Raw genomic sequence first — 13,652 nt, forward strand, 5'->3', positions numbered from 1 at the left:
AGCCCCGATGTCCGCCAGTTCGCCCCCCTGCACCGCCTTCCAGGACACCACCTGCATCGCCAGTGGCCGGCTGCCTGCCGTCGCGCTGGCCGTGAAGGCGGCACTGGCATCCCACCCGGAGGCCGCGATCCTCGTCTTCGACGACGCGACCGGAAAGGTCGTCGATCTCGATCTGCGCGGCAGCGATGCCGAGATCGTCGGACGGCTTGCGCCCGAGCCCGGCACGGCCTCACAGACTGCGCCGGAAGCAGAGGGCACCGAGGCGCCGCGCGGCCGGGGCAGGCCCAAGCTCGGCGTAGTCGCGCGCGAGGTCACGTTGCTGCCACGGCATTGGGACTGGCTGGCCCTCCAACCCGGTGGCGCTTCCCAGGTCCTGCGGCGCCTTGTCGACGAAGCCCGCAAGAACGATGGCGGGCGCGGCCAGGCCCGCGCGGCGCAGGCCGCGGCCTACGCCTTCATCTCTGCCATGGCGGGCAACCGCGAGGGCTTCGAGGAAGCCACGCGCGCCCTCTTCGCCGGCAATGACGAAGGCTTCGCCACGCACAGCCGGACATGGCCCGCCGATATCCGCGCCTATGCGGAGAAGCTGCGGGCAGGCCCGGCCGATCCGGAGGCGCAGCGATGACCGCCTATCTCGCCCCGAGCTGGGAATCCGGCCGCGACCTCTTCCGGCGCAGCATTGCCGGCGAGGTCGTGATGCTCAATCTCCTGCGCCTTCGGGAGATCGCGGACTATGCCGCCACGCCGCAGCTCGCGCCGGACGAACCGATCAGCGGCGCGCAGGCCTTCGAGCGTTACATCGCGCATTCCCAGCCCTATCTGGAGGCCAGCGGCGGTAAGCTGCTCTTCATCGGCGAAGGCGGTCCGTTCTTCATCGGCCCGGAAGGCGAGCGCTGGGATCGCGCCATGCTGGTCCGGCAGTCCTCCGTGCAGAACTTTCTCGCCTTCGCCAGCCATGAAGGCTACCTCTCCGGCTATGGGCACCGTCTCGCCGCCATCGAGGATTCCCGCCTGTTGCCACTGGTCCAGATGCCGCCGTTGGCCGGCGACATGCGCGCGGCATAGGCGGGACGCCGGGGCGGGCTGCGCCTGGCGCCATTGCGGGGCCCTCTGCCCAACGGCATAGCGGCGGCACTGCGCGCACCGCGCCCCGCCCCCGAATTCGCAAGGCCGCCCCGACATGACCACCCGCGCGCAATGGCTCGGCATCATCTGCGGGCTGCTGACCTCACTGATATGGGGTGTGCAATCAGTCGTCTCCCGGCACGCCATGCTGATCGACCTGACGCCGGCCGACGTGACGATCCTTCGCTTCGTCTCGGCCGGAGCCGTATTGCTGCCCTGGGCGCTGAAGCATATGCGCCCCTTCCCCGTCGGCTCGCTGGGCTGGCCGCGCGCCTGGATCATGGCGTTGCTGATCGGCCCGCTCTATAGCCTGCTTCTGGTCGGCGGCGCCCATTTCGCGCCGGCCCTGCACTCCTCGATTATCTCGCCCGGCCTGATCCCGGTCTTCACCGCCCTGCTCGTCTTCCTCGTCACCGGCGAGAGCGCCGGGCGGATGCGTCTCGCCGGGCTCGGCATCATCGTGCTCGGTATCGGCATCTTCTCGCGCGACGCGCTGGCCGCGACGCCGTCGCGGCCAGACGCCTGGATCGGCGATCTGCTCTTCGTGCTGATCGCCTGCCTGTGGTCGATCTTCGGGCTGCTGGCCAGGCGCTGGGGCGCAAGCTCGATCGAGGTCACCGCAGCCTCGTGCCTGCTCTCGGTGCCACTGCTCGTGGTCGTCGCGCTGGCGCTGCCCATCCACATGGCGCGGGCACCCCTCGCCGAGCTGCTGTTGCAAGCGCTATATCAGGGCGTGCTCGTCGGCGTGGTCGCACTCTATCTCTACGCCCGCACGGTGGCGATGCTCGGGGCGGCGAGAGCGACGCTGTTCCTGCCGCTGGTGCCGGTCGTGACCGCGAGTTCCAGCGCCCTGCTGCTGGCGGAAACGCCCACGCCGACAGAGCTCGTCGGCATGGCCGTGGTTGTGACGGGGATGCTGGTCGCCTTCCGCTCGCCGTCAGTCGGCTGAGCGACGGGACGGCATCTCAGCCCTGATGCCCCTTGGCGATCGGCTCGACATAGGTGAGAGCCATATCCCAGGGGAAGTAGATCCAGGTATCCTGGCTGACCTCGGTGACGAAGGTGTCGACCGTCGGAACGCCGGCCGGCTTGGCATAGACCGTGGCGAAATGCGCGTTCGGGAGCATCTCGCGCACGACGCGCGCCGTCTTGCCCGTGTCGGTCAGATCGTCGACCACCAGCACGCCCTTGCCCTTGCCGTCGCCGATCGCCTTGATGTTCGGCGCGATGTCCTTGAGCACCCTGAGCTCGGACTGGTTCCTGTAGTCGTGATAGCTGGCGACGCACACCGTCTCGATCATGCGAAGGCCGAGCTCGCGGCAGATGATTGCCGCCGGCACCAGCCCGCCGCGGGTGATGCAGACCATGGCCTCGAAGGGCCCCTTCTCCGCGAGGCGCCAGGCGAGCGCGCGGGCATCGCGGTGGAACTGATCCCAGGAAACCGGGAAAGCCTTGTTCGAGGACGGTTCGGCCATGGCGCTGCACTCCGGACAGGTGGCGGCGCCCGCGGCGCCGTTTCCTGTCGGAAAACCCTATCAGCGCGCGCCTGACAAGAGGGACGTACCGAACATCCCCAGCCGGGGCCGGCGAATCCGCCTCAAAACTCGGCCCAGCCATCCGCTCCGCCGCCGGATGCCACCTTTCGGCCGCGCGGGATCGGCGCCACCGACGGCACGGCGCGCAGCGCCGGCGCCGCAGCGCGGACGGGTTGCAGCGCCGGGCGCGCGTGCTCGCTTCCGAGCCGGAAGGACGAAGCCATCGTGCTCAGTTGCTCGGTCTCCTGCTGGAGATCGCGGGCAACACGGGCGCTCTGCTCTGCGAGCAGCGAATTCTGCTGCGTGATCTCGTCCATATGCGCGACGGTGCGCGCCATCTCGTCGATGCCGTTCGCCTGCTCGGTCGTCGCCTGCGAGATCTCGCTGACGGTGGAGGCGACCTTCGAGGCCGCATCGACGATCTCGCGCAGCGTCGAGCCGGCATCCTTGACGAGACCGACGCCGGCTTGAATCTGTTGCGCGGAGTTCGCGATCAACGCCTTGACGCCATTGGCCGACTCGCTGCAGCGGGCGGCGAGCGCGCGCACCTCGGTCGCGACCACCGCGAAGCCGCGTCCGGCATCGCCGGCGCGGGCCGCTTCTACGGCCGCATTGAGCGCCAGCAGGTTCGTCTGGAAGGCGATTTCGTCGATCATCGAGATGATCTCGGAGATGCCGGACGACGCCTGCTCGATCCTGCCCATCGCCTCCACCGCCTCGGTGACGATGGCTCCGCCCCGCGCGGCGACCTCGCTCGCCTCATTGCCAAGCTGCACCGCCATCTTCGAATTGCCTGCACTGTGCTTGACCGAAGCCGCGAGCTCCTCAGTCGTCGCCGCCGTCTGCTGCAGGCTCGAAGCATTGGCCTCCGTGCGCTCCGCCAATTGCTGGCTGTCGGACGTGATCTTCAGCGAGGCCCCATCGATACGCGCCGAAATCTCGCGCACCGAGCCGACCACCTCAGCCAGCGTGTCGAGCAGATCGTTGACGCCGTTGCAGAGCGTCGCGACCTCCCCGTTCTTGCCTTCCAGCGGCACGCGGCCGGTCAGGTCCTTGTTCTTGGCGCGCGCGATGACCTCACTCGTCTCCTTCACGGCGGCCTCGAGCTGCTTGCCCTTGAAGGTGGCCGTGATGTCAGTGGCGAACTTCACGACCTTGTAGGGCCGCCCCTGCGCATCGAGGATCGGGTTGTAGCTCGCCTGGATCCAGACCTCTCTGCCACCCTTGCCGATGCGCCGATACTGCCCGGCATCGTACTCGCCCCTGCTCAGGCGCTCCCAGAAGTTGCGATAGGCTGGCGACTCCCGCTCGGCGGGATCGACGAACATGCGGTGGTGCTGTCCGACGATCTGCGCGAGCTCATAGCCGAGAACATTCAGGAAATTCTCGTTCGCATGCAGGATCTTGCCGGTGAGGTCGAACTCGATGACGGCCTGCGCCTTGTCGATCGCGGCACGCTGCCCTTCGAGATCGGCCAGGCGGTTCTTCTGTTCGGTGATATCGAAAGCGTATTTGATCACCCCGACCAGCTTGCCGCCCGCGCCCATGATCGGGTTGTAGCTCGCCTGAATCCAGATTTCTTTGCCGCCCTTGCCGACACGAAGGTATTGGCCACGCGAAAACTCACCTCGTCCGAGATCGGCCCAGAACTGCCTGTATCTCGCGCTGGTCTTTTCTTCCGGCGTCACGAACATGCTGTGATGCTGACCTTCGATCTCCGCCAGCGCATAGCCCATCGTGGTCAGGAAATTCTCATTCGCGCCGAGTATCTTCCCGTCGATGTCGAATTCGATGACGGCTTGCGATCGGTTGATCGCCGCGAGCTGGGCCGCCGTGTGCTTGTTCGAGAATAGGCCGGAAAAGAGCGACATCGATATCCCCCTTTTGGCGCGGCCCAGCGCATCAGGCTTCGTCTCGGGCCAGCGCCGTCATGAAAGCCGCTATCGAACGCCCGCCACGCGAAAACGCAGCGACATGAGCCGAATTCTTTTCGACTACTGCAGAATCATGACAGCTACCGGTTTATGAATGATGCATACCCGGCTCATCACCTCACAAATCACGAAACAAAGAAATATTCGCCCGAAAAGATATTACATCAAAGCAATAAGCAGGACGACACAAGGCGCTTCCGCACCGTTCTCCGGCAAGAAAAAAGAGATGAATTGTATTATAACCGCAAAGGTCGCATCAGCTATTTATGCTTCTTTATATTTTAATTTTTCAACATCAATCATAGCCTTCACGTCGGCCATAGCGGCCTCGAGTTTGCCTGCTTCGCGCGACCGCACGACGATGTTCGTGTCGGGCCCGATCTCCGACCAGAACGGATAGGAACCGATAGAGACCGCCGGATGAGCCTTGGCGATCTCCGCCAGCGGGCCGCCGATATCGCCCTCGCGCAAGCCGGCGCGGACCGTATCGGAGAGGATCTTCGTCCCTGTCCGCAAAGTCGGCGCCACAACGTCCAGCATCGCCTGCATGATCGCCGGAACGCCGGCCATCACATAGACATTCCCGATATTGAAGCCCGGCGCCTTCGAGATCGCGTTGGCGATCAGCTCGGCGCCGGCCGGGATCCGGGCCATCCGCATGCGCGCCTCGTTGAGTTCGGCCGGCGAGAAGCGCTCCGACAGCATGGCGACCGCGCGCGGATCGTAGTCGATGGCGACGCCGAAAGCGGCCGCGACGGAATCCGCCGTGATGTCGTCATGGGTCGGCCCGATGCCGCCGGTGGTGAAGACATAGCTGTAGCGCCCCCGCAGGGCGTTGAGCGCCGCGACGATCTCCTCCTTCACATCCGGCACCACCCGGACCTCGCGCAGCTCGATGCCGATATTGGTGAGGTACTCGGCGATATAGCCGATGTTCTTGTCCTTCGTGCGCCCCGAGAGGATCTCGTCGCCGATCACGAGAATCGCGGCCGTGACCATGACGGCGGAGGAACTGGCTTCACTGGCGGTCATGGCGGCGCTCCTAGCTTTCAGCACAAGAGCTAGGGCATAGGACCGAAAAGCGGTACCCACTTTCGGACGCATCCAATGCTCAGAAAATGAGATAGATCGCCGCCCCAGGGCCCAGTGGGGCGGGCGGCGATCGAAGGCACATTGACGCGGCGCTGTGGCGGCACCGCGAAGGCCTCGGTTCAGGCGCGCTTGCGCTCGAAGGCGAGATTGAGCCGCGTCTGCGAAACGAGTTCGTAACCGCTGCGCGTCAGCAGGCCGACGAGATCGCTCTGCCAGCGCTGGCGCGAATCCTCGATGATGATGAAGCCCGGCCAGAGCGTCTCCGGCGCATCGCGCAGGAAGGGCTCGAGAATGATGTCCTCCGCGCCCTCGACATCGAGCTTGATCGCATCGATCCGCTCATAGCCCTCGCCCTGGACCAGGGCGAGTAGCGTCATGGCCGGCACCTTCAGCGCGGTTCCCGCGCTCGAATTGATGATGCGGACGCTCGACTCGCCGCGATTGGCCTGGTCGATGAACAGGGTGAGTTCGCCCGGCTTGTCGGCCAGGGCGCAGGCCACCGCCTTGATCGTGCCGAACGGGTTCTGCGCGATGTTGAAAGCGAGCCGTGCGAAGATATCCGGCTGCGGCTCGACCGCGAGGATGCGCGCGCCGCGCCCCGCCTGCGAGGCCACGAACAAGGAATAGGCGCCGACATTCGCGCCGACATCGATGAAGGTGAAGCCTTCGCGCAGCCGGGCCGCCAGCATCTCGCGCTCCGACACGTCGAAGCTCTGCGGCGTGAACAGAACGCGCTTCTCGCAGATATTGCCGTTCGGATGGAGCCGCATCCTGGCGCCCAGCGCCTCGATGTCGACAGGAGTGCCGTCGAGCGCGCGCAGGGCGATGCTGCGCAGCGCAAGGGCGAGCTTGCGCCCCAGGAAGCTGTCGGAGGTAGCACGCGTCCAGGCGATGATACGCCCGATAAAGGCTTTCGGGGCAAAGGCGCCGTAAGGCCGCTCTTCGCCAGCGGATTGATCGATCATGATGGCCATCGGGCCAGCCTGATACACCTCGCGGCGCCGGGACGCCAGTCGTCAGGACACACAATCGCCAGGCGTCACCGCGCGTCGGCGAAACGCGAATGAATCTCGCCGAACAGGGGCGCGATCGCGATGAAGACGTCGACGAGCCGCGGATCGAACTGCCGACCGCGCTCACTCAGGACCACTGCGACCGCTTCATCATGCGTCATCGCCGGCTTGTAGACTCGCTCCGTGACGAGTGCGTCATAGACGTCGGCAATCGCCATCAGCCGCCCCGCCAGCGGAATGGCCAGCCCGGCGAGACCTTGCGGGTAGCCGGCCCCGTCCCAGCGCTCATGATGCGTGTAGGCGATTTCCTTGGCGAGCCGGAGAAACGAGCTCGATGCGCCCAGATGGCGCTCGGCATTGGCGATGGCGAGGCGTCCGAGCTCGGCATGCGTCTGCATCACCGCGCGCTCTTCCTCGTCGAGCTTGCCGGGTTTCAGCAGAATGCTGTCGGGAATGCCGACCTTGCCGATGTCGTGCAGCGGGGCGGACTTGAACAGCAGCTCCAGGGTCGCGTCGTTCAGCTCCTCGGAGAAGAGCCCACGCTCCCGGGCGCCCTCCGCGAGTGCCCGCAAATAATACTGCGTGCGGCGGACATGGTTGGCCGTCTCGTTGTCGCGCGTCTCCGCCAGCGACGCCATGGCCAGAATGATGGCATCCTTCGCCCGCTCGGCTTCCTCCAATGCGGCCGAAAGCGAGTTCACCAGCGCGATGTTCGTCATGGCGACGGACGCGCTGTTGGCGATCCGCCGCAGGGCCCGGATCACGTCCGGCTGGGGACGATGACGGCGCGCCCAATAGGCACCGATCGCGGCGACCGGATCATCCTGCCTCACCGGCACCATCACGAGGCTGCGCACGAAGGTCGGCCGATAGGCCGCATGGGGAATGCGATCGTCTGCGTAGATGTCCTCGATGACCACGACCTCGCCATGCTGCATGGCCCAGCCTGAAATGCAGGCTTCCATCGGGAAGCGCTGGCCTTTCCAGAGCGGGGTGATGGCGTCCTCGTCGGCATAGTAGCAACGGCCATTCTCGCGCAGGACGAAGCTGATGCCGTCTGCGCCGGTCAGTCCCCGCGCATTCCGGCGCACCACCGCCATGACCTCGTCGAGCCCGCGGGCCATCGCAAGATCGAGCACCAGCGCATCGAGCGCGCTCAGCGTCGGATCGGGAGTATCGGCGGCCAGGCTGGAGACAGTCGCTTGCATATGTCCAAAGGTAAGCGAGCCGGTCGGATCGACGGCGAGGCAACGAATTGCCTCAAAAAAGTTACAATTCCACGAATTTCCGGGCAATAATCATTCGCTCGCAACGAACCTTACGGCATTGCCGCCGCCGCCGCGTGGCTTGCGCATGCCTCCCGCGCTCAACCGGCTTGCGCGCCCCACCAAACGCAATAGATAAGGGGGGAGGAGTTTTCCGCGCGCGATGACATTCGAAGACACCATCGGCCGCTCGCGTCCGCGCGAGCCTGCCATCAAGATTCATGGCCCCGAGGCCTTCGCGGCCATGCATAAGGCCGGCCGGCTGACGGCGGCGGGGCTGGACATGCTCGGCTCCTATGTCAAGCCGGGCGTCACCACCCAGCGTCTCGATGATCTCGCCTTCCAGTTCGCCATGGACAACGGCGCCTACCCGGCGACCTTGTTCTATCGCGGCTACACCAAGTCGATCTGCACCTCGATCAACCATGTCGTCTGCCACGGCATTCCCGACGACAAGCCGCTGCGCGAGGGTGATGTCCTCAACATCGACTACACGCTGATCGTCGATGGCTGGCACGGCGATTCCAGCCGCATGTACGGCGTCGGCGACATCTCGCGGAAAGCCGAGCGCCTGGTCGAGATCACCTATGAGAGCCTGCTGCGTGGCATCAAGGCGGTGCGCGCCGGCGCCACGACCGGAGATATCGGCTTCGCGATTCAGCGCTATGCCGAGGCCGAGCGCTGCTCGGTGGTGCGCGACTTCTGCGGCCACGGCATCGGTCAGCTCTTCCACGACGCGCCGAACATCCTGCACTATGGCAGCCCCGGCGAGGGCATCGAGCTGAAGCCCGGCATGGTCTTCACCATCGAGCCGATGATCAATCTCGGCAAGTCGGGGGTGAAGGTGCTCTCCGACGGTTGGACCGCGGTGACGCGCGACCGTTCGCTCTCGGCCCAGTTCGAACATCAGATCGGCGTCACCGAGACAGGCTGCGAGATCTTCACGCTCTCGCCAGGCGGCCTCGACAATCCGCTCGCGGCGAAATGAGCGAGCGCCAGGGCAAGGGATCGCGCAAAGCGCCCTCGCCCGCGGGACTGTTCGCAGAATCCGCTGTCCCGGCGGTCTCCACGGCCCAGGCCCCGGCGGCCGCACTACCACGGCCATCGCGATCGCCTGCGCGCCCGCTTTCAGGAGGCAGGCGCCGATGCGCTGCCCGACTACGAACTGCTGGAGCTGCTGCTCTTCCGCTCGATCCCACAGCGCGACGTCAAGCCGCTCGCCAAGGAGCTGATCCAGCGCTTCGGCTCCTTCGCCGAGGTCCTGGCGGCTCCCGCCTCGCGGTTGACCGAGGCCAAGGGCGTCGGCGAGGGCGTGGCGCTCGATCTCAAGATCGTCGAAGCCGCGCTGAAGCGCATGGCCAAGGGCGCCGTCGCCAAGCGCACCGTAGTCTCCTCCTGGTCCTCGGTACTCGACTATTGCCGGATGGCGATGGCCTTCGCCGAGCGCGAGCAGTTCCGCATCCTCTTCCTCGACAAGAAGAACGCGCTCATCGCCGATGAAGTGCAGCAGACCGGCACGGTCGATCACACGCCGGTCTATCCGCGCGAGGTCATGCGCAGGGCGCTGGAACTTTCGGCTTCGGCGATCATCCTCGTCCACAACCACCCCTCGGGCGACCCGACGCCCTCCGGGGCCGACATGCGGATGACCCGCGAGCTCGTCGACATCGCCAAGCCGCTCGGCATCGCCATTCACGACCACATCATCGTCGGCCGAGACGGCCATGCGAGCTTCCGCAGCCTCGGCCTGATCTGAGCCGCAAGCCCGCGCTACGGGAGGCAGAGCGCATGTCGCAGCTGACAGTGAAACGGGTCTATGATCCGCCGGCGCCCGGCGACGGCATGCGGATTCTGGTCGACCGGCTGTGGCCGCGCGGCGTCTCGAAGGACAGAATCGATCTCTGGCTCAAGGACATCGCGCCCAGCGATGCCTTGCGGCATGAATTCCACGGCCATCCCGATCGCTGGGATGAGTTTTGCGCAGCCTATGCGGCAGAACTCGGCACCGCCCCGGCGCAGGCTGCACTTTGCACGCTGGACGAGAAGCTCAAGGAAGGTCCTGTGGCCTTGCTCTACGCCGCCAAAGACGAGCATCACAACAACGCCGAGGCCCTGAGGATCTGGCTGCAGCAACGGCGCAGCTCGACGAAAACCGGCTAGAAGCGCTTCCGTTACGGAGCCTTGAATAGAAGCGGTCGCTGCCGCCTCAGCTGGACCGCCGGGTGTTGCCGCTCAGCTGCGTGAGGACTTCGCTCCTCACTATTGCCCATGAATTAGGCAGGCCGATCAATTGGCCGCCTCTTCCCCCTCTTCCCGAACGCCAGCGAATGCGCATAGGCTGACCGAAAAGGGGAAGAGGCTGCATGGTCGCATTCGATGAAATGACCGGCTTGGGCACGGAGCTGCGGCCTGCCTACGGAGCTCTCGACCGTTGGCTGAAGGAGGCTCCGCCGGAAACGCTGGCTCTGCGGCGCAGCCAGGCCGAGCTGTTCTTCCGGCGTATCGGCATTACCTTCGCCGTCTACGGCGACGCAGAATCCACCGAACGGCTGATCCCCTTCGATATCATCCCGCGCGTCCTGACCAAGCCGGAATGGACCAAGCTGGAAGCGGGCCTGCGCCAGCGCGTCACCGCGCTCAACATGTTCCTGGCCGATGTCTACGGGCCGAAGGAATGCCTCAAGGCCGGCATCATTCCACCGGATCTGGTCTACCGGAACGCCTGCTACCAGCTTGAAATGGTCGACTTCAAGGTGCCGCACGGCATCTACTGCCATATCGCCGGCATCGATGTGGTGCGCGTCGACGCCGACACCTTCTACGTGCTGGAAGACAATGCGCGCACCCCCTCGGGCGTCTCCTACATGATGGAGAACCGCGAAGTGATGCTCCGGCTCTTCCCTGAGCTCTTCGCCATGCATCGCGTCGCACCGGTCGACAATTATCCGGATCAGTTGCTGGCGACGTTGCGCTCGGTCGCGCCGCGCAGCGCGCCTTCCGACCCGACGATCTGCCTGCTGACGCCTGGCCAGTACAATTCGGCCTTCTACGAGCACTCGTTCCTGGCCGACAAGCTCGGCGTCGAACTGGTCGAGGGCTCTGACCTGCTGGTCAAGGACGACGTGGTCTATATGAGGACCACCCAGGGCCCCAAGCGCGTCGACGTGATCTACCGGCGTATCGACGATGATTTCATCGATCCGCTCGTCTTCCGCAGCGATTCGATCCTCGGCGTGCCCGGCATCATCGGGGCCTACAAGGCCGGCAACGTTACGCTGGCCAACGCAGTCGGCACCGGCGTTGCCGACGACAAGGCGGTCTACAGCTACATGCCGGAGATCGTGAAGTTCTTCACCGGCGAGGAGCCGATCCTGAAGAACGTCCCGACCTTCCGCTGCCGCGAACCCGAAGCCAACGCCTATGTCCTCGACAATCTCGAGAAGCTCGTCGTCAAGGAGGTCAACGGCTCGGGCGGCTACGGCATGCTCGTTGGCCCGCACGCCAACAAGGCGCAGATCGAGGCCTTCCGCCGCAAGCTCAAGGCCCAGCCGGACGGCTTCATCGCCCAGCCGACGTTGGCGCTCTCGACCTGCCCGACCTTCGTCGCCTCGGGCGTGGCGCCCCGCCATGTCGATTTGCGCCCCTATGTGCTCAGCGGCGCCAACGGCATCTCCTGCGTTCCCGGCGGGCTGACCCGCGTCGCGCTCAAGGAAGGCTCGCTCGTCGTCAATTCCAGCCAGGGCGGCGGCACCAAGGACACCTGGGTGCTCGACGCATGACGAACCCCGTCCTTCGCACGGCCATCTCGCTTCCGGAATCGCCTGCCATGCTGCGGAAAGGCTCTCGCTGACCATGCTCTCGCGTACCGCAGACAGCCTCTATTGGGTTTCCCGCTATGTCGAGCGGGCTGAATATCTGGCCCGCATCCTCGACGCCACGACCCGCCTCACCAACCTCCCGTCGACCTATGGCGGCGCCGGCACGGAATGGCAGAGCGCGGTCTTGACGGCCGGCTGCGAGGACACCTTCGCCCGGGCCTATGGCGAAGCGAATGAGCGCAATGTCTGCGACTTCCTGACCTTCAACCCGGACAATCCCTCCTCCATCCGCAACTGCCTCGCCCAGGCACGCTCCAATGCGCGCGCCGTGCGCACGGCGCTGACCTCGGAGATGTGGGACGCGCTCAACGGCGCCTGGCTTGAACTGCAGCGCTTCGAGAAGAAGCGGATGGACCGCGAGGAATTCGCTCGCTTCCTCGACTGGGTGAAGAACGTCTCGCTGGTCTTCGACGGCTCGGCCTACCGCACCATGCTGCGCGACGACAGCTACTGGTTCTCGCGGCTCGGCGTCTATATCGAGCGCGCCGACAACACCGCCCGCATCCTCGACGTGAAGTATCATGTGCTGCTGCCGGCCAACGAGCAGGTCGGCGGCTCGCTCGACTACTTCCAGTGGACCACGGTGCTGCGCGAGGTCTCGGCGCTGACGGCCTATCACTGGGTCTATCGCGAGGCGGTGAAGCCGATACTGGTCGCAGACCTGCTCATCCTGAACCGCCGCATGCCGCGATCGCTCGCCGCCTGCTACGAGAACATCTCGCGCTTCCTCGACCATCTCGGCGATGCCTATGGCCGGCAGGGTTCATCCCAGCGCCAGGCGCGCAAGACGCTGGGGGGCCTGAGCAACACCCGCATCGACGATGTCTTCGAGCACGGGCTGCACGAATTCATCGAAGAGTTCATCACGGAGAACAACCGCCTCGGCAACACCATCTTCGAGCAGTATCTGCAATGAAAGCCTTGCTCGTGTTCAGGCTCTCGGCAAGAACGCGGCCGCGGTAACCCGCTCGGATTGGACCATGCGGATCAGGATCTCCCACACGATCAGCTACGACTACGCCGAGCCGGCGCGCCACATCACGCAGATTCTGCGTTTGACGCCGCGCGACCATGACGGCCAGCATGTGATGTCCTGGCGCATCGAGCCGAGCGTCGACGGCCGTTTGCGCGCCACGCAGGATGCGCATGGCAACATCGTCCATAGCTTCTACGCCGAAGGCCCGATCTCCTCGCTCGGCATCCGCATCGATGGGCTGATCGAGACCGTCGATCTGGCCGGCGCGGTCCGCGGCGGTCTCGAACGCGTCCCTTGCGAGGTTTATCGACGCGATACCCTGATGACGGGGCATGATGACGCCCTGCGCAGCTTCGCTGACGAGGTGACGGCGGGCGCCGCCACGCCCTTGTCGCAGATGCATGCTCTTATGGCTGCCGTCGGCGATCGGATGAATTGCATCGATGCCAGTGGCCGCAGCGGGGTCGGAGCGATCGCGGCCTTTGCCGCGCAGGAGGCGATCGCGCAGGATGTCGCGCATGTCTTCATGGCCTGCGCCCGGCATCTCGGCATGCCCGCACGCTACGTCTCGGGCTATGTCGCACAGGCCGACGGCCTGCCGCACGGCAACGGTGCCCATGCCTGGGCAGAGGTGCATCTGGACGACTATGGCTGGATCGGTTTCGACTGCGCCAACGGCCTCTGCCCCATCGATACGCATGTTCGCGTGGCCGTGGGGCTCGATTTCGCCGATGCCGCGCCGGTGCGCGGCTCGCGTCAGGGCGGCGAAGGCGAGAACCTCAATGTGCTCGTCAGCGCCCGGGAGGCCGAAGGGCGTTTCGCCAATCAGTGATC

At 65.4% G+C, this 13,652-nt stretch carries 14 protein-coding genes; 9 read left to right on the forward strand and 5 right to left on the reverse strand.

Annotated features, from left to right (window positions below; all coding sequences use genetic code 11):
• The first annotated feature begins 7 nt into the window (after nt 1–7).
• From AB4Z16_RS19270 to AB4Z16_RS19280, 3 genes are all read left to right on the forward strand, one after another.
• On the forward strand, nt 8–625 hold the full coding sequence (locus AB4Z16_RS19270) for a DUF2239 family protein (protein ID WP_441512952.1): 618 nt from the start codon (nt 8–10) through the stop codon (nt 623–625).
• Nucleotides 622–1,065, forward strand: coding sequence for a DUF1330 domain-containing protein (locus tag AB4Z16_RS19275; protein ID WP_441512953.1), 444 nt, complete (start codon nt 622–624; stop codon nt 1,063–1,065). Before AB4Z16_RS19270 ends, AB4Z16_RS19275 begins: the two co-directional genes overlap by 4 nt.
• Nucleotides 1,066–1,180: 115 nt before the next feature.
• Nucleotides 1,181–2,074 carry a DMT family transporter gene (locus tag AB4Z16_RS19280; RefSeq protein WP_441512954.1) on the forward strand — a complete coding sequence of 298 codons (894 nt, stop codon included), beginning with the start codon at nt 1,181–1,183 and terminating at the stop codon, nt 2,072–2,074.
• Nucleotides 2,075–2,090: 16 nt separating this feature from the next.
• On the opposite strand, the gene gpt is transcribed toward AB4Z16_RS19280, so the two are convergent.
• The 5 genes from gpt to AB4Z16_RS19305 all read right to left on the reverse strand — a co-directional run bounded on the left by gpt (nt 2,091) and on the right by AB4Z16_RS19305 (nt 7,907).
• Nucleotides 2,091–2,600: a xanthine phosphoribosyltransferase gene (gene gpt, locus AB4Z16_RS19285; RefSeq protein ID WP_441471690.1), complete on the reverse strand. Its 510-nt coding sequence runs from the start codon at nt 2,598–2,600 to the stop codon at nt 2,091–2,093.
• 122 nt (nt 2,601–2,722) lie between these two features.
• Nucleotides 2,723–4,531, reverse strand: coding sequence for a methyl-accepting chemotaxis protein (locus AB4Z16_RS19290; protein ID WP_441512955.1), 1,809 nt, complete (start codon nt 4,529–4,531; stop codon nt 2,723–2,725).
• A 327-nt stretch (nt 4,532–4,858) separates the two neighbouring features.
• Nucleotides 4,859–5,626: a competence/damage-inducible protein A gene (locus AB4Z16_RS19295; RefSeq protein ID WP_441512956.1), complete on the reverse strand. Its 768-nt coding sequence runs from the start codon at nt 5,624–5,626 to the stop codon at nt 4,859–4,861.
• 179 nt (nt 5,627–5,805) lie between these two features.
• Nucleotides 5,806–6,651: an FkbM family methyltransferase gene (locus AB4Z16_RS19300; protein ID WP_441512957.1), complete on the reverse strand. Its 846-nt coding sequence runs from the start codon at nt 6,649–6,651 to the stop codon at nt 5,806–5,808.
• A gap of 74 nt (nt 6,652–6,725) precedes the next feature.
• Nucleotides 6,726–7,907: an HD-GYP domain-containing protein gene (locus tag AB4Z16_RS19305; protein WP_441512958.1), complete on the reverse strand. Its 1,182-nt coding sequence runs from the start codon at nt 7,905–7,907 to the stop codon at nt 6,726–6,728.
• Between the two features lie 220 nt (nt 7,908–8,127).
• On the opposite strand from AB4Z16_RS19305, the gene map reads away from it, so the two are divergent.
• The 6 genes from map to AB4Z16_RS19335 all read left to right on the forward strand — a co-directional run bounded on the left by map (nt 8,128) and on the right by AB4Z16_RS19335 (nt 13,650).
• A complete protein-coding gene (gene map / locus AB4Z16_RS19310) occupies nt 8,128–8,952 on the forward strand; it encodes a type I methionyl aminopeptidase (RefSeq protein ID WP_441512959.1) in 825 nt (274 codons plus the stop codon).
• Between the two features lie 63 nt (nt 8,953–9,015).
• Nucleotides 9,016–9,720 carry a RadC family protein gene (gene radC / locus AB4Z16_RS19315; protein ID WP_441513085.1) on the forward strand — a complete coding sequence of 235 codons (705 nt, stop codon included), beginning with the start codon at nt 9,016–9,018 and terminating at the stop codon, nt 9,718–9,720.
• A gap of 32 nt (nt 9,721–9,752) precedes the next feature.
• Entirely contained in the window at nt 9,753–10,124 is a 372-nt protein-coding gene (locus AB4Z16_RS19320) for a DUF488 domain-containing protein (RefSeq protein ID WP_441512960.1), read from the forward strand.
• Between the two features lie 203 nt (nt 10,125–10,327).
• Nucleotides 10,328–11,743: a circularly permuted type 2 ATP-grasp protein gene (locus AB4Z16_RS19325; RefSeq protein WP_441512961.1), complete on the forward strand. Its 1,416-nt coding sequence runs from the start codon at nt 10,328–10,330 to the stop codon at nt 11,741–11,743.
• A 73-nt stretch (nt 11,744–11,816) separates the two neighbouring features.
• The gene (locus tag AB4Z16_RS19330; protein WP_441512962.1) at nt 11,817–12,758 is read left to right on the forward strand and encodes an alpha-E domain-containing protein; all 942 of its coding nucleotides are present in this window, start codon (nt 11,817–11,819) and stop codon (nt 12,756–12,758) included.
• A 64-nt stretch (nt 12,759–12,822) separates the two neighbouring features.
• A complete protein-coding gene (locus tag AB4Z16_RS19335; RefSeq protein ID WP_441512963.1) occupies nt 12,823–13,650 on the forward strand; it encodes a transglutaminase family protein in 828 nt (275 codons plus the stop codon).
• The last annotated feature ends 2 nt before the right edge of the window (nt 13,651–13,652 follow it).

The organism is Allobosea sp. TAF32 (assembly GCF_052113585.1).
GTDB lineage: Bacteria > Pseudomonadota > Alphaproteobacteria > Rhizobiales > Beijerinckiaceae > Allobosea.

Bases quoted from the DNA above. Each gene is read 5' to 3' on its own strand.
- AB4Z16_RS19295 (WP_441512956.1), bottom strand. From the start codon at position 5,626: ATGACCGCCAGTGAAGCCAGTTCCTCCGCCGTCATGGTCACGGCCGCG.
- AB4Z16_RS19290 (WP_441512955.1), bottom strand. From the start codon at position 4,531: ATGTCGCTCTTTTCCGGCCTATTCTCGAACAAGCACACGGCGGCCCAG.
- gpt (WP_441471690.1), bottom strand. From the start codon at position 2,600: ATGGCCGAACCGTCCTCGAACAAGGCTTTCCCGGTTTCCTGGGATCAG.
- AB4Z16_RS19270 (WP_441512952.1), top strand. From the start codon at position 8: ATGTCCGCCAGTTCGCCCCCCTGCACCGCCTTCCAGGACACCACCTGC.
- AB4Z16_RS19300 (WP_441512957.1), bottom strand. From the start codon at position 6,651: ATGATCGATCAATCCGCTGGCGAAGAGCGGCCTTACGGCGCCTTTGCC.
- map (WP_441512959.1), top strand. From the start codon at position 8,128: ATGACATTCGAAGACACCATCGGCCGCTCGCGTCCGCGCGAGCCTGCC.
- AB4Z16_RS19280 (WP_441512954.1), top strand. From the start codon at position 1,181: ATGACCACCCGCGCGCAATGGCTCGGCATCATCTGCGGGCTGCTGACC.
- AB4Z16_RS19325 (WP_441512961.1), top strand. From the start codon at position 10,328: ATGGTCGCATTCGATGAAATGACCGGCTTGGGCACGGAGCTGCGGCCT.
- AB4Z16_RS19330 (WP_441512962.1), top strand. From the start codon at position 11,817: ATGCTCTCGCGTACCGCAGACAGCCTCTATTGGGTTTCCCGCTATGTC.
- AB4Z16_RS19335 (WP_441512963.1), top strand. From the start codon at position 12,823: ATGCGGATCAGGATCTCCCACACGATCAGCTACGACTACGCCGAGCCG.
- AB4Z16_RS19320 (WP_441512960.1), top strand. From the start codon at position 9,753: ATGTCGCAGCTGACAGTGAAACGGGTCTATGATCCGCCGGCGCCCGGC.
- AB4Z16_RS19275 (WP_441512953.1), top strand. From the start codon at position 622: ATGACCGCCTATCTCGCCCCGAGCTGGGAATCCGGCCGCGACCTCTTC.
- AB4Z16_RS19305 (WP_441512958.1), bottom strand. From the start codon at position 7,907: ATGCAAGCGACTGTCTCCAGCCTGGCCGCCGATACTCCCGATCCGACG.